Source organism: Salipiger sp. ABN3_019 (assembly GCF_056158605.1).
The window spans coordinates 2,222,555-2,246,531 of the sequence record NZ_JBSWTP010000009.1 but is presented as its reverse complement, the minus strand read 5'-3'; the positions used below and the strand labels follow the sequence as shown (position 1 = coordinate 2,246,531).

Annotated in this window: 24 protein-coding genes; 10 read left to right on the top strand and 14 right to left on the bottom strand. The window is 66.6% G+C overall.

The genetic code is table 11. The features are described from left to right. The first annotated feature begins 6 nt into the window (after positions 1–6). From ACXAD2_RS19080 to xylB, 4 genes are read left to right on the top strand one after another with little or no spacing between them, the layout of a single operon-like run. Positions 7–1,011, top strand: coding sequence for an ABC transporter ATP-binding protein (locus ACXAD2_RS19080; RefSeq protein WP_164181686.1), 1,005 nt, complete (start codon positions 7–9; stop codon positions 1,009–1,011). A 2-nt stretch (positions 1,012–1,013) separates the two neighbouring features. Next, complete coding sequence (locus ACXAD2_RS19075) at positions 1,014–1,784, top strand: L-iditol 2-dehydrogenase (protein ID WP_475174965.1); 771 nt, start codon at positions 1,014–1,016, stop codon at positions 1,782–1,784. An 11-nt stretch (positions 1,785–1,795) separates the two neighbouring features. Next, positions 1,796–3,274 carry a mannitol dehydrogenase family protein gene (locus ACXAD2_RS19070; protein ID WP_475173043.1) on the top strand — a complete coding sequence of 493 codons (1,479 nt, stop codon included), beginning with the start codon at positions 1,796–1,798 and terminating at the stop codon, positions 3,272–3,274. Positions 3,275–3,278: 4 nt separating this feature from the next. Then, positions 3,279–4,727 carry a xylulokinase gene (xylB, locus tag ACXAD2_RS19065; protein WP_475173038.1) on the top strand — a complete coding sequence of 483 codons (1,449 nt, stop codon included), beginning with the start codon at positions 3,279–3,281 and terminating at the stop codon, positions 4,725–4,727. A gap of 115 nt (positions 4,728–4,842) precedes the next feature. On the opposite strand, the gene ACXAD2_RS19060 is transcribed toward xylB, so the two are convergent. Then, the gene (locus ACXAD2_RS19060; protein WP_475173032.1) at positions 4,843–5,394 is read right to left on the bottom strand and encodes a L,D-transpeptidase; all 552 of its coding nucleotides are present in this window, start codon (positions 5,392–5,394) and stop codon (positions 4,843–4,845) included. Between the two features lie 137 nt (positions 5,395–5,531). Next, a complete protein-coding gene (locus ACXAD2_RS19055) occupies positions 5,532–6,293 on the bottom strand; it encodes a L,D-transpeptidase family protein (RefSeq protein WP_475173028.1) in 762 nt (253 codons plus the stop codon). A gap of 334 nt (positions 6,294–6,627) precedes the next feature. Between ACXAD2_RS19055 and ACXAD2_RS19050 the strand changes: the two genes are divergently transcribed. The 4 genes from ACXAD2_RS19050 to ACXAD2_RS19035 all read left to right on the top strand — a co-directional run bounded on the left by ACXAD2_RS19050 (position 6,628) and on the right by ACXAD2_RS19035 (position 10,347). Next, positions 6,628–7,290 carry a response regulator gene (locus ACXAD2_RS19050; protein ID WP_475173024.1) on the top strand — a complete coding sequence of 221 codons (663 nt, stop codon included), beginning with the start codon at positions 6,628–6,630 and terminating at the stop codon, positions 7,288–7,290. A 4-nt stretch (positions 7,291–7,294) separates the two neighbouring features. After that, positions 7,295–8,623 (top strand): ATP-binding protein, encoded by a 1,329-nt coding sequence (locus tag ACXAD2_RS19045; protein ID WP_475173021.1) that lies wholly within the window; start codon positions 7,295–7,297, stop codon positions 8,621–8,623. A gap of 116 nt (positions 8,624–8,739) precedes the next feature. After that, complete coding sequence (locus tag ACXAD2_RS19040) at positions 8,740–9,771, top strand: LLM class flavin-dependent oxidoreductase (RefSeq protein ID WP_475173017.1); 1,032 nt, start codon at positions 8,740–8,742, stop codon at positions 9,769–9,771. 138 nt (positions 9,772–9,909) lie between these two features. Further along, on the top strand, positions 9,910–10,347 hold the full coding sequence (locus ACXAD2_RS19035; RefSeq protein WP_475173014.1) for a PACE efflux transporter: 438 nt from the start codon (positions 9,910–9,912) through the stop codon (positions 10,345–10,347). 108 nt (positions 10,348–10,455) lie between these two features. On the opposite strand, the gene ACXAD2_RS19030 is transcribed toward ACXAD2_RS19035, so the two are convergent. Next, on the bottom strand, positions 10,456–10,629 hold the full coding sequence (locus tag ACXAD2_RS19030; protein ID WP_475173012.1) for a hypothetical protein: 174 nt from the start codon (positions 10,627–10,629) through the stop codon (positions 10,456–10,458). Positions 10,630–11,005: 376 nt separating this feature from the next. Then, positions 11,006–13,774 carry an aconitate hydratase AcnA gene (gene acnA, locus ACXAD2_RS19025; protein WP_475173008.1) on the bottom strand — a complete coding sequence of 923 codons (2,769 nt, stop codon included), beginning with the start codon at positions 13,772–13,774 and terminating at the stop codon, positions 11,006–11,008. 217 nt (positions 13,775–13,991) lie between these two features. On the opposite strand from acnA, the gene ACXAD2_RS19020 reads away from it, so the two are divergent. Then, positions 13,992–14,699, top strand: a complete 708-nt coding sequence (locus ACXAD2_RS19020) for a DUF1223 domain-containing protein (RefSeq protein ID WP_066106509.1) — start codon at positions 13,992–13,994, stop codon at positions 14,697–14,699. 28 nt (positions 14,700–14,727) lie between these two features. On the opposite strand, the gene ACXAD2_RS19015 is transcribed toward ACXAD2_RS19020, so the two are convergent. The 5 genes from ACXAD2_RS19015 to purB form a co-directional block, all read right to left on the bottom strand. Then, the gene (locus ACXAD2_RS19015; RefSeq protein WP_475173000.1) at positions 14,728–15,069 is read right to left on the bottom strand and encodes a hypothetical protein; all 342 of its coding nucleotides are present in this window, start codon (positions 15,067–15,069) and stop codon (positions 14,728–14,730) included. Between the two features lie 101 nt (positions 15,070–15,170). Continuing rightward, entirely contained in the window at positions 15,171–16,082 is a 912-nt protein-coding gene (locus ACXAD2_RS19010) for a lysophospholipid acyltransferase family protein (protein ID WP_475174963.1), read from the bottom strand. Positions 16,083–16,289: 207 nt separating this feature from the next. Next, positions 16,290–17,342: a flagellar motor switch protein FliG gene (locus ACXAD2_RS19005; protein ID WP_475172995.1), complete on the bottom strand. Its 1,053-nt coding sequence runs from the start codon at positions 17,340–17,342 to the stop codon at positions 16,290–16,292. A 245-nt stretch (positions 17,343–17,587) separates the two neighbouring features. Then, positions 17,588–17,743: an adenylosuccinate lyase gene (locus tag ACXAD2_RS19000; RefSeq protein WP_475172992.1), complete on the bottom strand. Its 156-nt coding sequence runs from the start codon at positions 17,741–17,743 to the stop codon at positions 17,588–17,590. Positions 17,744–17,923: 180 nt separating this feature from the next. Further along, a complete protein-coding gene (gene purB, locus ACXAD2_RS18995) occupies positions 17,924–19,231 on the bottom strand; it encodes an adenylosuccinate lyase (RefSeq protein WP_066100210.1) in 1,308 nt (435 codons plus the stop codon). 166 nt (positions 19,232–19,397) lie between these two features. Between purB and ACXAD2_RS18990 the strand changes: the two genes are divergently transcribed. After that, complete coding sequence (locus ACXAD2_RS18990; RefSeq protein WP_475172988.1) at positions 19,398–19,787, top strand: DUF6314 family protein; 390 nt, start codon at positions 19,398–19,400, stop codon at positions 19,785–19,787. Between the two features lie 40 nt (positions 19,788–19,827). Here the strand turns inward: ACXAD2_RS18990 and ACXAD2_RS18985 are convergent, their stop codons facing one another. The 5 genes from ACXAD2_RS18985 to chrA form a co-directional block, all read right to left on the bottom strand. Then, entirely contained in the window at positions 19,828–20,073 is a 246-nt protein-coding gene (locus tag ACXAD2_RS18985) for a ribbon-helix-helix domain-containing protein (RefSeq protein ID WP_475172984.1), read from the bottom strand. Next, a complete protein-coding gene (locus ACXAD2_RS18980; RefSeq protein WP_475172981.1) occupies positions 20,070–20,285 on the bottom strand; it encodes a DUF4169 family protein in 216 nt (71 codons plus the stop codon). Before ACXAD2_RS18980 ends, ACXAD2_RS18985 begins: the two co-directional genes overlap by 4 nt. A 202-nt stretch (positions 20,286–20,487) precedes the next feature. Beyond that, complete coding sequence (fumC, locus tag ACXAD2_RS18975; protein ID WP_475172979.1) at positions 20,488–21,882, bottom strand: class II fumarate hydratase; 1,395 nt, start codon at positions 21,880–21,882, stop codon at positions 20,488–20,490. 215 nt (positions 21,883–22,097) lie between these two features. Further along, on the bottom strand, positions 22,098–22,565 hold the full coding sequence (locus ACXAD2_RS18970; protein ID WP_164181712.1) for an SspB family protein: 468 nt from the start codon (positions 22,563–22,565) through the stop codon (positions 22,098–22,100). Positions 22,566–22,674: 109 nt separating this feature from the next. Then, entirely contained in the window at positions 22,675–23,976 is a 1,302-nt protein-coding gene (gene chrA / locus ACXAD2_RS18965) for a chromate efflux transporter (protein WP_475172974.1), read from the bottom strand. Between the last annotated feature and the right edge of the window lies 1 nt (position 23,977).

The window sequence follows — 23,977 nt, the reverse complement described above, 5'->3', positions numbered from 1 at the left end:
AGAGACATGGGACGCATCACCCTCGACAAGGTGACCAAGAGCTTCGGCGAAGTGAACGTCATCCCGCCGCTGGATCTGACCATCAACGACGGCGAGTTCGTGGTCTTCGTCGGCCCCTCGGGCTGCGGCAAGTCCACGCTGCTGCGGCTGATCGCGGGGCTTGAGGACGTGACCTCGGGCCAGATCCGCATCGACGGCGAGGACGCCACCGACATGCCCCCCGCCAAGCGCGGGCTGGCGATGGTGTTCCAGAGCTACGCGCTTTATCCGCATATGTCGGTGCGCAAGAACATCGCCTTTCCGATGAAGATGGCGGGGATGCCGCAGGACGAGCAGAACCGCCGCATCGAGGCGGCGGCGAAATCGCTCAACCTCACAGATTATCTCGACCGGCGGCCGGGGCAGCTTTCGGGCGGGCAACGCCAGCGGGTCGCCATCGGGCGGGCCATCGTGCGCGAGCCGTCGGCGTTCCTCTTCGACGAGCCGCTGTCGAACCTCGACGCGGCGCTGCGGGTGAACATGCGGCTGGAGATCTCCGAGCTGCACAACGCGCTGAAGACGACGATGATCTATGTGACGCACGATCAGGTCGAAGCGATGACCATGGCCGATAAGATCGTGGTGCTGCGCGCGGGCAATATCGAGCAGGTGGGCTCGCCGCTGGATCTGTATCACACGCCGCAGAACGAGTTCGTCGCGGGCTTCATCGGCTCGCCGAAGATGAACCTGATCCGCGGCGCCGAGGCCGACAAACACGGCGTGGCGACCATCGGCATCCGGCCCGAGCATCTGGCGGCCTCGACCGAGAGCGGGCTGTGGCAGGGCCGGGTGGGCGTGGCTGAGCACCTCGGGTCCGACACCTTCCTGCATGTGCATGATCACGGGCTGGGCGACGAGCCGCTGACCGTGCGGGTGGATGGCGAGATGCCGGTGCGCCATGGCGATACGATCTTTCTGACCCCGGATGAGAGCAAGCTGCACCGTTTCGACGCGCAGGGGCTGCGGGTATGAGCATGCGGCTGCAGGGCAAATGCGCCCTGATCACCGGGGCGGCGCGGGGCATCGGGGCGGCATTTGCCGAAGCCTATCTGCGCGAGGGCGCGAAAGTGGCGATTGCCGACATTGACCTCGCCCGCGCCGAAGCCACCGCCGCGGCGCTGGGGGATGGCGCCGTGGCGGTGCATATGGATGTGACCGATCAGGCCAGCATCGACAGCGCCGTGGCCGAGACCGTGGCGCGGCTCGGGCGGATCGACATTCTGATCAACAACGCCGCGCTCTTCACCGCCGCGCCGCTGACCGAGATCACCCGCGAGGATTACGCGCGGGTCTTCGACATCAACGTCGCGGGGGTGCTCTTTACGATGCAGGCGGCGGCGAAACATATGATCGAACGCGGCGGCGGCGGGAAGATCATCAATATGGCCAGTCAGGCCGGGCGCCGGGGCGAGCCCTTGGTGGCGGTCTACTGCGCCTCCAAGGCGGCGGTGATCAGCCTGACGCAATCGGCGGCGCTGAACCTCATCGAACACGGCATCAACGTCAACGCCATCGCCCCCGGCGTGGTGGATGGCGAGCATTGGGACGGGGTCGATGCCTTCTTCGCCAAATATGAAAACAAGCCGCTCGGCCAGAAGAAACGCGAGGTCGGCGAGGCGGTGCCTTACGGCCGTATGGGACGGGCCGAGGATCTGACCGGCATGGCCGTCTTCCTCGCCTCGGACGAGGCCAATTACATCGTCGCCCAGACCTACAACGTGGACGGCGGACAATGGATGAGCTGACGGAGGCTTTGATGAAACTCCAGACCAACACGCTCGGCGCGCTCGATACGCGCATCACCGTGCCCGGCTATGACCGCAGCGCCCTGTCGGCAGGGATCGTCCATGTCGGGCTCGGGAATTTCCAACGCGCGCATCAGGCGGTCTATCTCGACGATCTGTTTGCCAAGGGGCTGGATCACGACTGGGCCATTTGCGGCGCGGGGGTGCGTGCGCCCGATGGCAAGATGCGCGAGGCGCTGGCGGCGCAGGATTTCCTCTCCACGGTGATCGAGCTTGATCCCTCGGGGCCGCGTCCGCGGATCATCGGCGCCATGGTGGATTTCGTGGAGGTCGCGCCCGACAATGGCCCGCTGATCGCGCGCATGTCGGATCCGGCCACGCGGATCGTCTCGCTGACCGTGACCGAGGGCGGCTATTACGTCGATGCCACCACCGGCACCTTCGATCCCACCCATCCCGACATTGTCGCCGATGGCGCCGCGCCGGACACGCCCAAGACGGTCTTTGGCGCCATTGTCGCCGCCCTCAAGGCGCGCAAGGCCGGGGGGCTGCCGCCCTTCACGGTGATGAGCTGCGACAATATCCCCGGCAATGGCGAGGTCACCCGCGACGCGGTGGCCGGAACCGCGCGGCTTTCCGACACGGAGTTCGCGCAATGGATCGAGGCCAACGTCGCCTTTCCCAATGCCATGGTCGACCGCATCACCCCGGCGACGGGCGAGGGCGAGCGGGCGCTGGCGCGAGAGTTCGGCCTCGACGATCCGGTGCCGGTGACCTGCGAGCCCTTCCGGCAATGGGTGCTCGAGGACAACTTCCCGCAAGGCCGCCCACGGCTCGAGGAAGTGGGCGTCACCTTCACCGATCACGTGCATTCCTATGAGCGGATGAAGATCCGCATCCTCAACGGCGGCCATGCGATCATTGCCTACGCCGGGGCGCTCATGGGTTGCGAGTTCGCCGATGACGCCATGCGCCATCCGCTGGTCAGCGCCTTCCTGCGCAAGGTCGAGCAGGAGGAGATCCTGCCGCATGTGCAGCCGGTGCCCGAGTTCACCCCGCCGGCCTATCTCGACCTCATCGAAGAGCGCTTTGGCAATACCGCGGTGAAGGACACCATCCGCCGCCTCTGCCTCGACGGGTCGAACCGGCAGCCGAAGTTCATCGTGCCCTCGATCGCCGACGGTCTGCGCAAGGGCGCTTCGGTCGAGGGGCTGGCGCTCGAAAGCGCGCTGTGGTGCCGCTACTGCTTTGGCACCTTCGAGGACGGCACGGTGATCGAGCCCAATGACCCGAACTGGAGCGCGCTGACCGCGCTCGCCGCAGAGGCGCGCGATAGGCCCGAGGCATGGCTGAGCCAGCGCGCGGTCTATGGCGAGATCGCCGGCAATGATGTTTTCGGCGCGGCGTTTGCGCGCTGGCTGGGGCTGATCTGGTCGGATGGCGCGCAGGTGGCGCTGGAAACCTATCTCGCAACCCAGCCCAAGGACTGAGCGCATGGCCTATCTCGGGATCGACCTCGGGACCTCGGGGCTGCGCGCGCTGCTGGTGGATGAGGCGGGCGCGCCGCTGGCAAGCGCCGAGCGCCACTATGAGGCGCAGCATCCCCACCCCGGCTGGTCCGAGCAAGACCCGGCCAGCTGGATCGCGGCGCTGGAAGGCGCGGTTTCCGATCTGCGCGCCGAGCCCGCCTGGCCGTCGCTGCGCGGCATTGGCGTTGCGGGGCATATGCATGGGGCGGTGCTGCTGGATGCCGAGGATCAGGTGCTGCGGCCCTGCATCTTATGGAACGACACCCGCGCCCATGCCGAGGCTGCAGAGCTTGACGCGCGGTCCGAATTTCGCGCGATCTCGGGCAATATCGTCTTTCCGGGCTTCACCGCGCCCAAGCTGTGCTGGGTGCAGCGCCATGAGCCCGAGGTCTTCTCCCGGATCGCCAAGGTGCTGCTGCCAGCGGCGTTTCTCAGCCTCTATCTGACCGGCGAGCATGTGGCGGATATGTCCGACAGCGCTGGCACCTCGTGGCTGGATATCGCCGGGCGCGACTGGTCCGAGGCACTGCTGGCGGCCGGTCACATGCGCCGCGACCAGATGCCGAGGCTGGTCGAGGGCTCGGACCAAGCGGGCGATCTGCGCACAGACCTCGCCGCAAGCTGGGGCCTGTCCGGGCCGGTCACCGTGGCGGGCGGCGCGGGCGACAATGCCGCCGCCGCCTGCGGCACCGGCGCGCTTGGCGAAGGGCAGGGCTTTGTCTCGCTGGGCACCTCCGGCGTGCTGCTGGCGGCGCGGGACGGCTGCCATCCGCGTCCTGAAAGTGCGCTGCACAGCTTTTGCCACGCGGTGCCGGGGCGCTGGTACCAGATGGGGGTGATGCTTTCCTGCACCGACAGTCTCAACTGGCTGTCGCGCATCGCCGGGCTGCGGCCCGCCGAGCTGACCGCGCCTCTCGGCGTTACACTGCAGCCGCCGGGCCGGGTGCGCTTTTTGCCGTATCTGTCGGGCGAGCGCACGCCGCACAATGATGCGGTGATCCGCGGCGCCTTCACCGGGCTTGGGGCCGAGACCGGGCGCGACGAGATGACCCGCGCGGTGCTCGAAGGCGTGGCCTTCGGCCTGCGCGACAGCGCCGAGGCGCTGCGCAGCGCTGGCGCGGATCTGTCGCATCTTCTGGCGATCGGCGGCGGCAGCCGCTCGCGCTACTGGCTGCGGCTGATTGCGACGGTGCTGGACACGCCGCTGCATCTGCCCGCGTCGGGCGAGTTCGGCGCGGCGCTCGGTGCCGCGCGGCTGGGGCTCATCGCCGCCACTGGCGCCGCCCCCGAGGAGGTGATCCGCCCGCCCGCCACCGCTGAGGTGATCGAGCCGGTGGCCGCGCTGGTGCCCGCGTTCGACGAGGCTTACAGCACCTTCGGCCCGGCCTATCGCGGCATCCGCGCTATCCAGTAGGCGCCCCGGGGCTTCCTCTTGGCAAAAATATCCCCGCCGGAGGCGCAAAGAGCCCTCCGGCGGGTCCGCACGCGAGGGGAACAAGACGTGCAAGAAACGGGACTTAGATGCGCCCTCAGATCACCCGCACCTGCGTGCCGACCGGGCAGATCTGGAAAAGCTCGGCGATCTTCTCGTTGTAAAGGCCGATGCAGCCATCCGACGACGGGCGCCCGATCTTCCGCGTGTCATGGGTGCCGTGAATGATATAGGCGGGCCAGCTGAGATACATCGCGTGGGTGCCCAGCGGGTTATCGGGGCCAGGGCCGATGGGCTTCCAGTCGGGGTAGCGCTCCATCTGCGAGGCGGTGGGCGTCCACGACGGGCCGACCTTCTTGCGCACGATGGAGGTGTAGCCGCGTTTGGTCAGCTCTTCCGAGATCGGTACCGAGGTGGGATAGACGCGGTAGTCGCTGCCGTCGCCGTTCCAGAAGTGGAGCGCGCGCGACGCGGTGTCGGCGACGATGGTGGCTTTGCCCAGATCGTCGAAATGGTCGCGCCAGTCCTGACGCACGAAGCTCGAGATATTGTTGCGCGTCCCGGCCTGCAGCAGCGCCGGCGTGGCAAGCACCGAGGCGCTGGCCAGCGCGCCGCCAAGGGCGGCACGGCGGGTGAGGTTATGGCTCATGTGGTCTCCTTTCCGGCGGGGATACCCCCGTCCTTGCGGGCCAGAGACGTGACCGGCCTTAACCGGAGCTTAAGCGTTTGGCGCGGCGGCGCCGGCTTCACGCGAATGCGATCCACCGTGCGCCGCGCGCCGAAGGCTCAGGTGGCGCTGGCCGGGGCGGCGGGCGCCTCAAGCGCTGCCGTGGCGGGCAGGGCGGTGCCCGGCGGCACGGTGCCCTGACCGGATTGGCCCTTGGTCAGCACGATCACTTTGGTGCCCTTGGGGGTGCGCTCGTAAAGATGCATCGAATCTTGGTTGAACATGCGGATGCAGCCCGACGAGGTGGCGTGGCCGACGGTCCAGGGCGAGGGGGTGCCGTGGATGCGGTAAAGCGTGTCGCGCCCGCCCTTGTAGAGATAGAGCGCCCGCGCGCCGAGCGGGTTTTCGAGCCCACCGGGCAGGCCGCTTGCCACCGGTTTATAGGTTTCCGGCTCGCGGCGGATCATGTTCTGGGTCGGGGTCCAATAGGGCCATTCGCGCTTCAGCGCGATATTGGCGGTGCCCGAAAAGCTCAGGCCCTCGGCGCCCACGGCGACCGAATAGCGCATGGCCTTATTGCCTTCGAGCACCTGATAGAGCCAGCGCGCGCCGGGATCGACGATGATCGTGCCGGGTTTCTCGTCCGACCAATAGTCGACCACCTGCCGCTTCTTCGCCTCGGTGAGATATTTATCCTCGATCGCCGGAACGGTGATGTCGCCATCGTCGACCGCCATATACATCATCCGCGTCTCTTCCGAGATGGCGCCGGGGGTGGTCGGGGGCACCGAAGTCGTGCTGGCGCAGGCCGAAAGCAGGCCCAGTGTGGCGAGCGAGAGCGCGGCAATAACACTGCGGCGCGGTCGGAGGATGTCTGTCATCTGGCGGTTCCGTTCGTTTGGGGATGGCGGTGCAGCAGGGCTGCTCCGACGAAAGGGCGGGGGGAGGCGCACCGGACGGGCGGGACCCCTCGTCGCGAAACAGGTAGAGCGGCGGTATGATTTGTCCGCACTCCGGTTCCAATTTGTTGTGTTGCAGCAACAGGCAGGCCTGCACCGGGCACCGGCTGCGGTGCGCAGGCAAGGGGGGTAAAAGCGGCGCCGCGCATCGGCGCCTTGCGGGGCATCGGGCAAAGGGTCATGTGATGCGACTATGAATTGCTGCTTAAGTAAGCCTTAAGGTTTACCAGCGAACGCGCCGAGGCAAGGAGGTTTCATGCGCATCCTGATCGTCGAGGACGACCCTGTGCTTTCCGAGGGACTCTCGGTCGGGCTGGGGCTGTCGGGCTTCACCGCTGATCCGGTCGGCACGCTGGCCGACGCCCGCGCCGCGCTGGAGGCGTCGGAGTTCGCGGGCATGGTGCTCGACGTGATGCTGCCCGATGGCTCGGGGATCGATCTGCTGTCGGAGATCCGGCGCGGCGGCTCGGACCTGCCGGTGCTGCTGCTGACCGCGCGCGATCAAGTGCGGGACCGGATCGCGGGGCTGGACGCCGGTGCGGATGACTATCTTGGCAAACCCTTCGATCTTGAGGAACTGGCGGCGCGGCTGCGGGCGATCCTGCGCCGCGCCGACGGGCGCGCGGCGGCGGTGCTGCGCTGGAACGGGCTCGAGCTTGATCCGGCGCAGATGCGCGGCGTGCTGCAGGGCGTGCCGCTGAGTTTCTCGCGCCGCGAGTTCGCGGTGCTGCATGCGCTGATGGAACGTCCGGGGCAGATCCTGTCGAAACCCGCCCTCGAAGAGCGTCTCTACGGCTGGCAGGAAGAGGTCGAAAGCAACGCGGTCGAAGTGCATGTGCATCACCTGCGCGCCAAGCTGGGGCGCAGTTTTATCGAAACCGTGCGGGGCCTGGGCTACCGCGTGGCGCGCGGGGGCTGAGCCTGTGTCGCTGCGGCTGCGCCTCTTTCTGATCCTCGCGCTGGCGACCGGCGGCATCTGGTTTTCGGCGGTGCTCTGGATCGAGCATTCCACCCGCGCGCAGGTGCAGCAGGTGCTTGACGCACGGCTGGCCGAAGCCGCCCGCATGGTGTCTTCGCTGCTCTCTGACCGGCGCATCGCCATGGCGGGCGAGGGCGCGCCGGTGGCGATCCCGCTCGATGCGCATGGCGATTACGCGCATCAGCTGTCGTGCCAGATCTGGTCGCTGCAGGGCAGCCTCGTGGGTCAGTCCGAGGGCGCACCGCAGGCACAGCTGAGCGCCGCCCATGGCACCGGCTATTCGGAATCCACCGTCGATGGCGAGACATGGCGCGTCTACACGGTGGAGAACACCACGCTGGGCGTGCGGGTGATGGTGGGCGACAGCCTCGCGGTGCGCGACAAGCTGGTGTCGGGCGTGATCGAGGGGCTCTTGCTGCCGCTGGCGGTGATCCTGCCGCTGCTGGCGGCGGCGATCTGGGTCAGCGTCGGACGCGGGCTCGCGCCCATGCACCGTCTGGCCGAAGCGCTGCGGCTGCGCAGCCCCGGCGATCTTGGTCCGCTTCCCGCAGGGCCGGTGCCCGCCGAGATGCGCCCCATGCGCGCGGCGCTCGACGGTCTCTTTGGGCGGCTGGCCAAGGCGCGCGAGGCGGAGCGCGATTTCACCGCCTTCGCCGCGCACGAGCTGAAGACCCCGCTGGCCGGGCTGCGCACGCAGGCGCAGATCGCCCGCATCGCACCGGATGAGGCGACCCGGGCGCGCGCCCTGCAGAACATCGAACGCTCTGTCGACCGCACCGATCGGATGGTGCGGCAACTGCTGGAGCTTTCGGCGGTGGAAAGCGCGGGCGAGGCGTCGGGTCATGCCGACCTTGGCCGTCTGAGTGAAGAGATATGCGCCGATCTCACGCCGCTGGCCGAGGCGCGCGGGGTGCTCTTGCGCTCGGATGTGCCGCAGGGCGCGTCCGCGCCGCTGCGCGCCAGCGGGTTCCTTCTGCATGCGGCGCTGCGCAATCTGGTCGAGAACGCGGTGCAGGCCTCGCCCCAGGGCGCCACGGTGCGCATCTCGCTGCTAGGCGGTGTGCTGCGGGTCGAGGACGCGGGGCCGGGCATCCCGCCCGAGCTGCGCGCGCGGGTCTGCGAGCGGTTCGTGCGCGGCACGGCGGGCGGCGATGGCAGCGGGCTCGGGCTGGCGATTGCGGCGGCGGCGATGGAGCGGCTCGGCGGCGCATTGGAGCTGCCCCAAAGCACCGGGCAGGGCCAACGCGCCGAGCTGCATCTGCCGCCCGCCTGACCGCGCCCGCCTGATCACCCAACTCTCTTAGCCGGACGCACAACCCATGTGCGCGGGCAGGGCTGTCGTGGCGGGCGCGCGCACCCTAAGTACCGGGCCAAGGCAAGGAGATTGCAATGGAACTCGGACTCTACACTTTCGGCGATGTGGGCACGAACCCGGTCACCGGCGAAAAGATCGACGCGCAGACGCGGCTGCAGAACCTGATGGAAGAGATCGAACTGTCCGATCAGGTCGGGCTCGACGTCTTTGGCCTCGGCGAGCACCACCGCCCGAATTACGCGATCTCCTCGCCCGCGACGGTGCTGGCGGGGGCGGCGCGCACCACCAAGCGCATTAAGCTCAGCTCGGCGGTGACGGTGCTCAGCTCGGACGATCCGATCCGCGTCTACCAGCAGTTCGCGACGCTCGACAATCTGACTGGCGGGCGCGCCGAGATGATGGTGGGGCGCGGCAGTTTCATCGAGAGCTTCCCGCTCTTTGGCTACGCGCTCGACGATTACAACGAGCTGTTCGAGGAAAAGCTGTCGATGCTGATGGCGATCAACGAGCATGAGGCGCTGAAATGGCCCGGCACCACCCATACGCCCGCGGTCGAGGGCGCCGGGGTCTACCCGCGCGCCACTGGCGATGGCCGCCTGCCGCTGTGGATCGCCGCGGGCGGCACGCCGCAGAGCATGGTGCGGGCCGGGGCGCTTGGTCTGCCGCTGGCGCTGGCGATCATCGGCGGGCAGCCGCGGCGGTTCGCGCCGCTGGCCGATCTCTACCGCAAGGCCGCGGCGCAGACCGGCCATGCCGAACAGGCCCGCGTCTCGCTCAACGTGCACGGCTTTGTAGGCGAGGACAGCCAGCGCGCCGCCGATCTCTTCTTCCCGGCGCAGAAGCAGGTGATGGACCAGCTGGGCCGCGAGCGCGGCTGGCCGCCGCAGAGCCGCGCGCAATATGACGAGAGCATGAGCCGCGAGGGCTCGATGTTTGTCGGCAGCCCGGCGCAGCTGGTGGACAAGATCCTCGGGTTGCGCGAGGACCTCGGGTTTGACCGGGTGACGATCCAGATGGCGATCGGGGTGATCGAGCATTCCGAGATGCTCAAGGCAATTGAGGTTCTGGGCACCAAAGTGGCCCCCGAATTGCGCAAAGCCGGCTGAGCCATTTGAGCGCGGCCATCTCTCTGGTGCGGCCTTGAAACGCCGCGCCGGAGGGCGTAGATGCGCTGATCGAGTGAGGACGACCTCCCCCGCAAACGGGACACGAGACGGGACGGCCCGAGGCAAAGGAGACCCCTCATGCGCAGCCGTTTCGACCGAATCCGCCACGCCCTCAGCTTCGAGCTTATCGGGCTGGCCCTCATCATCCCGCTCGGCGCCAGCGCCTTTGGCGCCTCGGCCCATGAGATCGGCCTGATCGCGCTGGTCTGCAGCCTCGTGGCGACGGGCTGGAACTACCTCTACAATCTGCTCTTCGATCGCTGGATGCAGCGCCGCTATGGCCACGTGCAGAAGACGCCGGGCCTGCGCATCGCGCATGCGCTGCTCTTCGAGGTGGGGCTGCTGCTGGCGCTTGCGCCCTATATCGCGTGGCAGCTGGGGGTGAGCCTTTGGCACGCGCTGGTCATGGATATGTCCTTCGCGCTGTTCTACGTGGGCTACGCCTTCGTCTTCAACTGGCTCTACGACCTGCTGTTCCCGGCACCGCGTGCGGCTGAGCCCGCTTCTTCTCTTTAAAAATACGCCGGGGGTGAGGCGCACAGCGCCGAGGGGGCAGCGCCCCCTCCCTTGATGCCTGAAAGAGCGCCTGACACCCGCGCAGCACGCCCCGTCGCCAAAGGCGCGTCAGAGCTCGCAGGTGCCCTTCGTATCACTTGCGAGGGGCGCCATCGGATGCTCGAGCGCGGGCCTGCTGCAGACCGGGGTGGCGGGGGATTGCTGCGCCTTCGCACCGTGATAGGCGCCAAGGACGGCGAGGGCGACAAGCGCCGCCAGCTGGATCATGGTTGTGCGTTTCATCTTCTGCCTCAAAGATGTGGTGGCTGCCCCCGCTTATGGCTGCGGGTGGACCCCCTTATGGTTTTTTCACTGCTGTCGTTTTTTGTAGTCGTCGTTCTTATAGTCGCTGCCCTCAGGTAGGGGCTTCTGATAAGAATACAGCAGGTTGCGGCGGATCAGGTGTCGCGATTGCGACATGCGCGCGGTCTTTTGCCTGAATTGCATTCTTCTGCGCGGAAAAGCGGCATGGTTGAGGATTTCGGGTCACAGCCAGCCCTTGGATCGGCGCGAAACGGCCGCCGCGGGCAGCATCCGGGCAACGCAAAACCGCCCGAAGGATGGGCTCCGGGCGGTTCAAAGCAGTCAGGCAAACGCGACGAGTCGCGCCGCGCGCCGATCAGGAGGCGGCGAGGTTGCGCAGCACGTAGTGCAGCACGCCGCCGTGCTCGACATATTCCTTCTCGATCGCCGTATCGATGCGGCACTTGAGCTGGATGGTCTTGGTCGAGCCGTCCTTGAAGGTGATGGTGCAGGGCACCTCGGCCAGCGGGGTGACGCTGTCGAGCCCTTCGATGCTGACGGTTTCCTCACCGGTGAGGCCCAGCGTGGTGCGGGTGTCGCCGTCGGTGAACTCGAAGGGGATGACCCCCATGCCAACGAGGTTGGAGCGGTGGATGCGCTCGAAGCTTTCGGCGATCACCGCCTTGACGCCCAGCAGCGCCGTGCCCTTGGCCGCCCAGTCCCGCGAGGAGCCAGCGCCGTAAAGCTCACCGCCGAAGATCACCAGCGGCGTGCCCTGATCCTGATAGGCCATGGCGGCCTCGTAGATCGAGGTTTGTGCGCCGTCGGGGCCCTTGGTGTAGCCGCCCTCGACGCCATCCAGCATCTCGTTCTTGATGCGGATGTTGGCGAATGTGCCGCGCATCATCACCTCGTGGTTGCCGCGCCGCGAGCCATACGAGTTGAACTCGCGCACGGGCACCTGATGCTCGACAAGATACTGACCGGCGGGGGTGCTTTCCTTGAACGAACCGGCGGGCGAGATGTGGTCGGTGGTGATCATATCGCCGAGCACTGCAAGGATGCGCGCGCCCTCGATATTGGTGATCACGCCCGGATCCTTGGACATGCCTTGGAAGTAGGGCGGGTTCTGCACATAGGTCGAGGTCGGCGGCCAGCTGTAGGTCTCGCCGCCTTTGACTTCCACGCCCTGCCACTTCTCGTCGCCCTTGAAGACGTCGGCGTATTTCTCTTGGAAGGCCGCGCGGGTCACGGTCTTTTCGACCAGTTCGGCGATCTCGGCATTCGAGGGCCAGATGTCCTTGAGGTAGACGTCGTTGCCGTTTTTGTCCTGACCGATGACATCGGTCGCGATGTTGACGTTCATGTCGCCCACCAGCGCGTAGGCCACCACCAGCGGCGGCGAGGCGAGGTAGTTGGCGCGCACGTCGGGCGAGATGCGGCCCTCGAAGTTGCGGTTGCCCGAGAGCACCGAGGTGGCGATCAGATCGTAATCGTTGATCGCCTTGGAGATCGGCGCATCCAGCGGGCCGGAGTTGCCGATACAGGTGGTGCAGCCATAGCCCACGAGGTTGAAGCCCACGGCGTCGAGGTCTTCCTGCAGCCCGGCCGCCTCGAGGTATTCCGACACCACCTGCGAGCCCGGTGCCAGCGAGGTCTTCACCCACGGCTTGCGGTTGAGGCCAAGCTCGCGCGCCTTGCGCGCCACCAGACCGGCCCCGATCATCACATAGGGGTTCGAGGTGTTGGTGCAGGAGGTGATCGAGGCGATCACGATCGAGCCGTCGTGGAGCTGGTAGGCGCCGTCGTCGGTCTTGTACCAGCCCTTCTTGTGGTGGCCGACGTCGCCGGGGATGTCGGTGGGCTCGGGGGCGCCGCCCTCGGCTTCCCAACGGGCCTCGGCCCGCTCGGTGGTGTTGCCGTTGCGCTGGCCTTCGACGAACTCGGCAAAGGCGGGGGCAGCGGCGTCGAGCGCGATATAGTCCTGCGGGCGTTTCGGGCCCGAGATGGCGGGCACGATGGTGCCCATGTCGAGCTCGAGCGTATCGGTGTAGACCGGATCATAACCGCCGTCGCGCCAGAAGCCGTTTTCCTTGGCGTAGGCTTCGACCAGCGCGATGCGGTCCTTGTCGCGGCCGGTCTGCTCGAGATAGCGCAGGGTCTCGGCGTCGATCGGGAAGAAGCCGCAGGTGGCGCCGTATTCGGGGGCCATGTTGGCGATGGTGGCGCGCTGCGCCAGCGGCAGATTGTCGAGCCCGTCGCCGTAGAATTCCACGAATTTGCCGACCACGCCCTTGGCGCGCAGCATTTCGACGACCTTCAGCACGAGGTCGGTGCCGGTGGTGCCTTCCATCATCTCGCCGGTCAGCTTGAAGCCGACGACCTCGGGGATCAGCATGGAGATGGGCTGGCCGAGCATCGCGGCCTCGGCCTCGATACCGCCGACGCCCCAGCCCAGAACCGCGGCGCCGTTGACCATCGTGGTGTGGCTGTCGGTGCCGACCAGCGTGTCGGGGTAGGCGACCTCGGTGCCATCCTGGTCTTCATCAGTCCAGACGGTCTGCGCCAGATACTCGAGGTTCACCTGGTGGCAGATGCCGGTGCCCGGCGGCACGACGCGGAAGTTGTTGAACGCCGATTGGCCCCATTTGAGGAACTCATAGCGTTCGATGTTGCGCTCGTACTCGCGATCCACGTTCATCTGGAAGGCGCGCGGGTTGCCGAACTCGTCGATCATCACCGAGTGGTCGATGACCAGATCCACGGGGTTGAGCGGGTTGATCTTCTGCGCATCGCCACCCAGCGCCTTGATGCCGTCGCGCATGGCGGCAAGGTCGACCACGGCGGGAACGCCGGTGAAATCCTGCATCAGCACGCGGGCCGGACGATACGCGATCTCGCGAGGGTTCTTGCCGCCCTGCTTGCCCCATTCCGAAAATGCCTTGATGTCCTCCACCGAGACGGTCTTGCCGTCTTCGAAGCGGAGCATGTTTTCCAGCACGACCTTCAGAGCGGCGGGAAGCTTCGAGAACTCGCCGAGACCGGCCTCTTCTGCTGCGGGGATCGAGTAATAAGCGATTGTCTTGCCGTTGACCTCAAGCGTCTTGCGGGTCTTGGCCGTGTCCTGACCGACTGTAATAGGCATGTCTGGCTCCCTCTCATTGCGTGGAGAAAAATGGGTCGCTAGTAGGTAGATGGCTCAGAGGGGGGGCTGGATCAAGTGGCGCGTGAGTTTTTTTGTATCCAACGGTATACAATGCACGGAAAACACGCTTCACCTGCTCTCGCAAAACCTTGATTGGTTATTTCAAAGAGGGTTTTGTACCCCAGATGGGGGCGCAGACATGGGGAATACTGCTCAGATGAACCGACTCACGACTTGGATGGCACCTCTCGCCATGCTGCTTGCGGGCAGCGCAGCCGAGGCGCAGCAGGACAACCCGGTTCTCGTCGAGCTGTTCACCTCGCAAGGCTGTGCCGCCTGTCCGCCCGCCGATGCGGTGCTTGCCGAGCTCAGCAACCGCGAGGATGTCATCCCGCTGGCGCTGCACGTGGACTATTGGGATTACATCGGCTGGAAGGATGATTTCGCCGATCCGGGCTTCACCAAACGCCAGAAGGGCTATGCCCGCGCCGCCGGTCGCCGCTCGCTCTACACGCCGCAGATGATCGTGAACGGGCGCTACGACGTGGTCGGCTCGCGCCCGATGAAAGTGGTGGATGCGATCCGCGCCGCGTCGGAAACCGCGTCGCCCGCGAAACTTCTGGTGGCGCGCGATGGCGACCAATTGGTGATCCGTGCCGAGCCGCTGGCCAAGCTGCCGCCGGAAACGGTGATCCACCTCGTGCGCTATGCGCCGGAAAAGACCGTCTCGATCGAGGATGGCGAGAATGCCGGGCTCGAGGTGACCTACACCAATATCGCCCACGGCTGGCAGGTGATCGGCAGCTGGGACGGGCAGGAGCCCTATGAGACCTCCGTGCCCCTCGAAGGCGATGATCCGGCTGTGGTGCTTCTGCAGGAAGCCCAGTTCGGCCCGGTTCTCGCCTCGGCGCGCTGGAAAGACTGATCCGGCACGCGGCGAGGCCAGTTGCGAGTCAGGCCGCGCCCTCATCTCCCATGAACATCAGGTCTGGGTTGCTGCCGTCAGGCGCGACCAGACAGCGCCATGGCGCCCCGTTGGCGCCGACCCGCATATAGACCGCCGTTGCCGCCTCTGAGGTTTCGCCGCCGACCACGGTGACGCCGCCCTCGGTCTGCGCTGTAAGCGCCGACTGGCAGGCCGAGATCGCCGCGCTGCTGACGTCGGGCGACATCGAGGTGATGAAGGGCGGGCCAGCCGGAGAGGCGGGCATGGGCGCATCCATTGCGGGGCTATCTGTCTCGGCGCAGGCGGCGAGCATCAGCGCCGCGGTAAGGTAGAACTTGGCTGAAGGCATTTGGGTCTCCCGGAAAATTCCTGTCTCGAATATCCGGGCAGGAGAGCCGACGGCGCCGCCTCAGGCAAGCCTTTTGCGCAGGCAGTGCCGCGCTCGGCGAACTAGCTCTGGTCTTGCTGGCGTGCGCGCTTCTCGGCCCGCTTGCGCTGGCGCTTGGGTTTCCAGCGGCGGTGGATCCAGAACCACTGGCCCGGGTCTGCCTCGATCCGCGCCTCCAGCCTGCGGGTGACCTCGCGCATCATCTCCACCGGCTCACCATGGGCGATGGGCGCTTCGAACACCGCCTCGAAGTTAACCCCGTCGGGCTTGCGGATGCCGAAGAAGGGCACGAAGAGCGCGCCGGTCTTCACCGCGATCTCGGCGGCAGAGGTCAGCGTGGGCGCGGGCTGGCCGAGAAAGTCGATGGAGGTTCCGGCGCTGTCGTAGACGTCGAACAGCAGCACGCCCATGCCGCCGCCGCGAATGTGCTTGAGCAGCCCCATGGTGCCGCGGCGGCCCTGTTCAAAGACCGGATCGCTCAGCGCGTGCATATTGGCGGCATAGTGCTCGTTGAAGAACGGGTTGGCCATGGGCCGGTAGAGCCCGCCGATGCGCCAGCCCCGCGCCACCAGCGCGGCACGCGGCGCTTCGAAATTGCCGTAATGGCCGGTGACAAAGAGGATCGGGCGGCCCTCGGCGCGGGCGGCTTCGATCGCGGCGACGCCTTCTCCGGTCACCGGCGTGTCCTTCATCCGCTCCAAAAGCCCGGCGACGTCGTAATTCTCGATCATCGTGCGCCCGGCGTTGTCGGCCACCTGATCGGCGATGCGGCGCTTTTCGGGCTCGGGCATATCCGGCCAGACGTGTTCGAGATTGGCCATTGCGCGCGCCCGGTAGCCTGCGAGCGGTGCCACGAGCCGCCGCACCAGCGTTCCCATCATCCGTCCGCGCAGCGCAGGCGGCAGCGTCAGCGCGAGCCGGATGGTGCCGCGCAGCGCCTTGTCTGAGACGTAATCCGCAGTGCCGCCGCGCACGGGAGCGGGTTTGCCGCGCTTCTTGCTGGCCGTCTTGCTGGCCGCCTTGTTGCCGGTCTTGGCACCCGCCGGCGCGGGACCGCCGTCCTTGGTGGACGCCTGCGGCGCAGTGGTGTTATTCGTCTCGCCCTTGGTCAAAGCCCGCTCCGTTCCTACGAGGGGCAGATTTAGGCCGAGGCGCGGCGCGGCACAAGTTCCAGAGCCGCGTTAGTCTTCGTCATCCTCGCCGGTTCGAAGCTCGATCTCGCCCACGGCGACCAACTCGCGGATGGCGGTGACCACCGTGCTCATTGCCGTTTCGCCCTTCTTGCCCTTCACGGTCATCCCGGCGGCATCCTCGCGCAGCGCGCCCGCCATGCGTTTCGACATATTCTCGAGCAGAAACTCCGCGGCGGGCAGATCGGCCTCGGAGGTGGCGGCGGCGATGGCAGTGGTCAGCACTTCGGGCGGCACGTCGCGGGTGATCTTCGGCACGTCGACTTTTTTCAACCGCGTGGGAATGTCGGCAAAGGTAAAAATGGCGCGGCGCACGGCCTCGGCGAAATCCTTGTCGGTCTCCTCCAGCCCTTCGAGCACCTCGTCGCGCTTGGCCGAGGCGGCGTAGTTCAGGATGGCACCAACCCGCTCGTCCGCGCGGTTGGCAAAAGCCTTGGGCGGCTCCGCGTCCAGTTGCGCCGCGAGGCTGAGCCCGATGCGGTCCACCGCCTCGGGCGAGACACCGGCGGTCATCGACACGGCATAGGTGATGCGCCGGGCCTGCTCGCCGGGCATCAGCGCGAGCACCGCGGCGGCCTTGGCGGTGTTGATCTTCGACAGCATGACGGCGGCCACCTCGATCGCTTCGGCGCTGGCGAGTTCGGCGATGCGCGCCTCGGGCAGGGCGCCGATCCGTTCCCATGGATCGCCGCTCTGGCGCACCCCGGCCTCTTTGCGCAGGCGGGCGGCGGTGCGGGCGCTGATCTTGCCGTCGAGCGCCGACAGCGCCCCCGCCATGTCACCGGGAAACGACAGGCCGATCCCGTCGAGTTCGGCGGAAAACTCCTCCACCACGGCGTTGAGCGTGGCGCGGTCGATATAGCGCATGCGGCCCAGCTGCAGCGTCAGCTCGGCCTGCAGATCATCGGGCAGCGCCGAGAGCGGCACATCGGCCTCCTCGTTGAGCAGGAATTGCACGATGATCGCCGCCTTGGCGCGGCGCGACAGCGGCGGCCGGCCGCCGGGGCGGCCTTGGGACTCGGACAAGGAGGGCAGAGTAGACATCGGTGCTGAGTATCGCGTCGTGTTATCGTGGCGTGTTGTTTTGTCGGGGCATCGTGTCGGGGTATCGTATCTCGGGATCAGAAAGCCTGCGCGGGCCGGATGGGCTGGCAGCTCCAGACCTAGCGCAGCGAGGTTAATGAACCCTCATGGCTTGCACCATTTCCGCCCCGTCACGGCTTGCCGCAAAAAGGGGCGCCCAGATCGGGCGCCCCTTCGGGTAACTGCAAGCGAGGCCAGCGGAAAGCTCAGCCAGAGATGACCTTGCAGGTGCCGCTCTCGGCGTCATAGGCCGAGCCTTCCGCGCAGGTCATCTTGGCCTGCTCGTGATAGCTGCACTCGGCCCAGGCAATCATCGGGGCTGCCACGAGGGCGGCGGCGGTCAACAGCGTCTTGATCGTCATGCTTCGTCCTCCGTGTGGAATGACCCTAGGGTACCACAGCTCTGCCACCCGCCAAAAAGAAAGCGGCCGGCGCGGCACCTCACGTTCCCGCGAGCGCCGCACCGGCCCTTCGTCTAGATCGAAATATCCCGGGGGAGTCCGCGTCAGCGGACGGGGGCAGCGCCCCCAGCCGGGCGGGCCTCAGCCCTCGCCGAACACCCGGCGGAAGATCGTGTCCACGTGTTTGGTGTGATAGCCCATGTCGAACTTTTCGTTGATGCCATCGACGCCGAGCGCTTTCACCACCTCTTCGTCCGCCAGCAGCAGCTCGCGGAAATCAAGCCGCTCTTCCCAGACTTTCAGCGCGTTGCGCTGGACCATGGAATAGGCGTCTTCGCGGCTGACACCGGCTTGGGTCAGCGCCAGCAGCACGCGCTGCGACATCACCAGACCCGGGAACTTGTTCATATTGTCGAGCATGTTCTGCGGGTAGATGATCATCTTGTCGACGACGCCGGCCAGACGGTTCAGCGCGAAATCGAGGGTGATGGTCGCATCCGGGCCGATGCCGCGCTCGACCGAGCTGTGCGAGATGTCGCGCTCGTGCCAGAGCGCCACGTTCTCCATCGCCGGGATCACCGTCATCCGCACGAGGCGGGCGAGGCCGGTGAGGTTCTCGGTCAGCACCGGGTTCTTTTTATGCGGCATCGCCGACGAGCCCTTCTGGCCCATCGAGAAGAACTCTGCGCCTTCCAGCACCTCGGTGCGCTGCATGTGGCGGATCTCGATGGCGATGTTCTCGATCGAGGAGGCGATGACGCCGAGCGTGGCAAAGAACATGGCGTGGCGGTCGCGCGGGATCACCTGCGTCGAGATCGGCTCGGGGCGCAGGCCCAGCTTTTCGCAGACGTGCTCTTCAACCGCCGGGTCGATATTGGCGAAGGTGCCGACGGCGCCCGAGATCGCGCCGGTGGCGATCTCCCATTTGGCCTTCTCGAGACGGTTCTTGTTGCGGTCCATCTCGGCGTAGAAGCGCGCGAAGGTCAGCCCCATGGTGGTGGGCTCGGCGTGGATGCCGTGGCTGCGGCCGACGCGGACGGTGTCCTTGTGCTCGTAAGCGCGCTTTTTCAGTGCGGCCAGCACCTTGTCGACGCCGTCCAGCAGGATGTCGGCGGCGCGCACCAGCTGCACGTTGAGGCAGGTGTCGAGCACATCCGAAGAGGTCATGCCCTGATGCACGAAGCGCGCCTCTTCGCTGCCCACATGCTCGGCGAGGTGGGTGAGGAAGGCGATGACGTCATGCTTGGTGACGGCTTCGATCTCGTCGATGCGGGCGACGTCGAACTCGACGTCATTGGCCTTCCAGACGGCCTCGGCGTTTTCCTTGGGGATGACCCCCAGCGCGGCCTGTGCGTCGCAGGCATGGGCCTCGATCTCGTACCAGATGCGAAACTTGGTGGCGGGCTCCCAGATCGCGGTCATCTCGGGGCGGGCATAGCGGGGGATCATCGGCTATCCTTCGGTCTCTTGCATGGCAGACGCGGGCGTCATAGGGCGGAAGTGGCGCCACGGCAAGGGCGGTGAGTGGCTGGCAGCTCTGCCTCACGCCCGCCGCGCGGCTTCGCCCGCCCAAGATGTGCGTATTTGGAAAGAGAAGAAGATAGGACCGGCGGCGATGCGCAAGCTCCAAGATTTCCTCGGTGACTGGCGGCTGGCGCGCGAGATCACCCATGGCGATGGCAGCGCGGCGCGTTTCGAGGGGCGGGCCGAGTGGCGGGCCGAGGACGGTGGCGCGCTCTATGTGGAGACCGGGGAGCTGATCATCGGCGCCGGGCGTTTCGCCGCCGAGCGGCGCTATCGCTGGGGCGCGGATCTGTCGGTCTGGTTCGACGACGGGCGCTTCTTCCACCATGTGCCGCCCGGCGGCGGCGCGGCGGCGCATTGGTGCGATCCCGATCACTATGATGCCGAGTATGATTTCAGCCGCTGGCCCGAGTGGACCGCCCGTTGGAGCGTGCGCGGGCCGCGCAAGGATTACGAAATGCTCAGCCACTACCGCCGCTGAGCCTTTCATCTTTCCGAAAAATACTCCCGCCGGAGGCGTCTCAGCCCGCCGCCCGCAGCCGTGCCTTGAGGTGTTCGAGCACATGCACCCTTATGGCCGAGGCGAGCCCCGCCTCGACGCCGCGTTGTGCGTCGATCTCTGTGGCGAGGGCGTTGAGCGTCTTGCCTTCGGCCTCGGCGATGCTGCGGAATTCGTCCCAAAAGGGCGTCTCCAGCGACACCGAGGTGCGGTGGCCGCGGATGGTCAGCGAGTGTTTCGCCGGGCGCCCGATTTCCTTGGGGGTCATGAGCGGGAGGTCTCGTCGCCCTCGGGCGTGCCGTCGGGCGTGTCCAGCCGGTGGCCTTCGAGGCTGCGCGCGGCCTTGTCGCTGCGGCTTTCTTCGAGCTTCTTCTCGGCCTTGCTGAGACCATGGCGCACGGCGTTCTCATCGGCCTGCGCGCGTTTCTCGGCGCGGGCCCTGGATTTGCGGAAGCGGTTGAGGTTAACGACGTTGCTCATGGCCAAAAAGGATAGCGCGGTGCGGCGCGGGGACAATCGAAAACCGCGAGCGGGCTGGGTCGCGCAGGCCCGGACAGGCAGGTATGAACAGGCGCGGGCAAAGATATGCGGCAGTTTGCGGCAGCTGCGCGCTCCGGCGGCGGCGCTGACAAAAACGGGGCCCGCGCGGGGCCCCGTTTCAAGTCTCGCAAAGGGACGCGGATCAGTCCTTCGGGCCGATCATCTTCTCGGGGCGTACCACCTCGTCGAAGGTCTTCTCGTCGACGAAGCCGAGGGCGATCGCCTCTTCCTTCAGCGTGGTGCCGTTCTTATGCGCGGTCTTGGCGACCTTGGTGGCGTTGTCATAGCCGATGGTCGGCGCCAGCGCCGTCACCAGCATCAGCGATTCCTTCATCAGCTTGTCGATGCGCGCGGTGTTCGCCTGCGTGCCCACCACCATATTGTCGGTGAAGGCCGAGGCCGAGTCGCCCAGCAGCTGCATCGACTGCAGCACGTTGTAGCTCATCATCGGGTTATAGACGTTGAGCTCGAAGTGGCCCTGGCTGCCGGCCATGCCGACGGCGGCGTCATTGCCCATCACATGCGCGCAGACCATGGTCAGCGCCTCGGCCTGAGTCGGGTTCACCTTGCCCGGCATGATCGACGAGCCGGGCTCGTTTTCCGGCAGGATCAGCTCGCCAAGGCCCGAGCGCGGGCCGGAGCCCAGCAGGCGCATGTCGTTGGCGATCTTGAACAGCGAGGCCGCGACGGTCTTCAGCGCGCCCGAGAACATCACCATCGCATCATGCGCGGCGAGCGCCTCGAACTTGTTCGGCGCGGTGACGAAGGGCAGGTCGGTGATCTGCGCCATATTGGCGGCGACCATCTCGGCCCAGCCTTTCTTGGTGTTGAGCCCGGTGCCCACGGCGGTGCCGCCCTGCGCCAGCTCGTAGATGTCACCAAGGCAGGCCTCGACCCGCTCGATGCCCTTTTTCACCTGATGCGCGTAGCCACCGAATTCCTGGCCCAGCGTCAGCGGCGTGGCATCTTGGGTGTGGGTGCGGCCGATCTTGATGATGTCCTTGAACTCGTCGCTCTTCGCCTCGAGCGCCGCGTGCAGCTTGCGCAGGCCCGGCAGCAGCACGTCACGCGCCTGCATGGCGATGCCCACGTGCATGGCGGTGGGGAAGGTGTCGTTGGACGACTGGCCCATGTTGCAGTGGTCGTTGGGGTGCACGGGCGCTTTGGAGCCCATCTCGCCGCCCAGCATCTCGATCGCGCGGTTGCTGATCACCTCGTTGGCGTTCATGTTCGACTGCGTGCCCGAGCCGGTCTGCCAGACCACCAGCGGGAAGTTGTCGTCGAACTTGCCCTCGATCACCTCACCGGCGGCGGCGATGATCGCGTCGGCAACCTCGGCCTCCATGTTGCCCAGTTCCTTGTTGGCCATGGCGCAGGCCTTTTTCACCACGCCAAGCGCGCGGATGATCGGAACCGGCTGCTTCTCCCAGCCGATAGGGAAGTTCATGATCGACCGCTGGGTCTGAGCGCCCCAGTACTTGTCGGCGGGAACCTCGAGCGGGCCGAAGCTGTCGGTTTCGGTGCGGGTGTTGGCCATCTTTGCCTCCTGCAAGCATACCATTGTGTGCCGTTTAGCCCCAGCGAGGCGAAGGGGCAACGGGGCAGCGTGTTTTGCGGGGGGTGTTAGCGTCGCGACAGGGCAGGAAAATTTGCAGATCCTGCGACGCGGGCCGTGATGGCGGGGTCAGCGCGGCAGAAACGCGAACGCCGCCGGGCGGACCGGCGGCGGCATGGCGCATCCTGTGCGGCGGTTTATTTGCGGAAAGAATCCAGCCGCACCACCTCGGCATCCTGCTTGGGCGCGTCGCCCGAGCCTTCGGGATCGTCGCCATCGGGCGGGGTGGGTTCGTCGTCGTCCTCGTCTTCCTCATGCGTCTCGAAGCGCAGGCCGAACTCGACCGAGGGATCGACGAAGGTTTTGATTGCGTCATAGGGGATGTAGAGCCGCTCGGGCGCATCCCCGAAGTTCAGCGTCACGGTAAAGCCGTCCTCGGTCACTTCGAGGTCGTCGTACCAATGCTGCATAACCACCGTCATCTCGCCCGGGTAGCGATCCGACAGCCAGTCCGCCAGTTCCACATCGGGATGCTGGGTGTCGAAGGTGATGAAAAAATGGTGCTCGCCCGGCAGGCCGGAGTCCTGAACGCCCAGAAGGACGTCATGGATGAGCCCGCGCATGGCGCGGTGCATGAGATTCCCGTAGTCGATGCCGGAGGGCATGGCTCTGATCCTCGTCGCTTTCTTTTCACCATATTAGATTTGGCGGCGAGGAAAAGGGGACTTGGCTGGAAAATTCCCCGTTGGGCGGGATTTCACGGAAAGGCGCGCGTTAATAAATAGTTAACAAGAGCCCTGCGGCTGCCGTCACGGCAAGCGTCAGTGGCACCGAGCGGCCAAGCGGGCCAAGCAGCAGGGCGGCCAGAAGCGTCAGCGCCAGCGCGCCCGGACGCCAGCTTTGCAGCACGGGCAGTTCCGGGGCGATGGGGCCAAGCCGCAGCTGCCACGTCTCGGCAAAGAGCACATGCAGGGCGAACCACAGCGTGAGGTTGGCGATCACCCCCAGCACGGCGGCAGTGATTGCATCGAGCGCGCCTTGCAGGCGGGGCCGGGCCAGCAGCCTTTCGAGATGCGGGGCAAAGGCGAAGATCCACAGAAAACAGGGCACGAAGGTCACCCAGAGCACCATCGCTCCGGCGGCCAGCGCCATGGGCCAGCCGCCCTCGGCGTAGCCGGTGAGCATCCCCACGAATTGCGTCACGAGGATCAGCGGGCCCGGCGTCGTCTCGGCCAGCCCCAAGGCGTCGGCCATCTGCGCGGGGTCGAGCCAGCCGCGCGCCGAGACCGCCTCCTGCGCCAGCCACGCCAGCACCGCATAGGCTCCGCCGAAGGAGAAAACTGCCAGCTTCGAAAAGAGCATGCCGATGTCGTAGAGCAGCGTCTGTCCGGCCAGCGCGGCCAGCACCATTGGCGCGAACCAGAGCGTCACCCAGAGCGGCCAGACCCACAGCCGGTCGGTCACCGGCGCGGGCAGGGGGCGCACGTCCTCGGCGGGGGCGGCGGGGCGGCTGAGCCAGCCGATGGCCCCGGCGCAGGCGATGACCAGCGGGAACGGCAGATGCAGCACGTAGAGCGCGGCAAAAGCGGCCAGCGCAATCCATGGCGCGCCGCGATGAGACAGCACCTTGCGCCCAAGCTTCATGAGCGCGAAGGCGACCAGCGCGATCACCGTGGCCTTCACGCCCAGCATCAGCGCGGTCACTTCGGGGCGGGTGCCATAGGCGGAATAGGCCAGCGCCAGCGCGGCGATGACCAGCGCGCCGGGCAGCACGAAAAGCCCCCCTGCGATCAGCCCGCCCGCCACGCCGCGCAACCGCCAGCCCGCCCAAGTGGCCAATTGCATCGCCTCGGGCCCCGGCAGCAGCATGCAAAAGGACAGCGCCTGCAGGTATTGCCGCTCGCTCAGCCAGCCGCGCTCTTCGACGATCTCGCGATGCAGCAGCGCGATCTGCGCCGCCGGACCGCCGAAGCTCAGCAGGCCGATGCGCAGGAAACTCAGGAAAAGCTGTGAAAGCGGGGTCTTGGCGGGCGTGGTCATCACCGGCTTTTGCGCAGGGCTTGATGAAACTTTCATG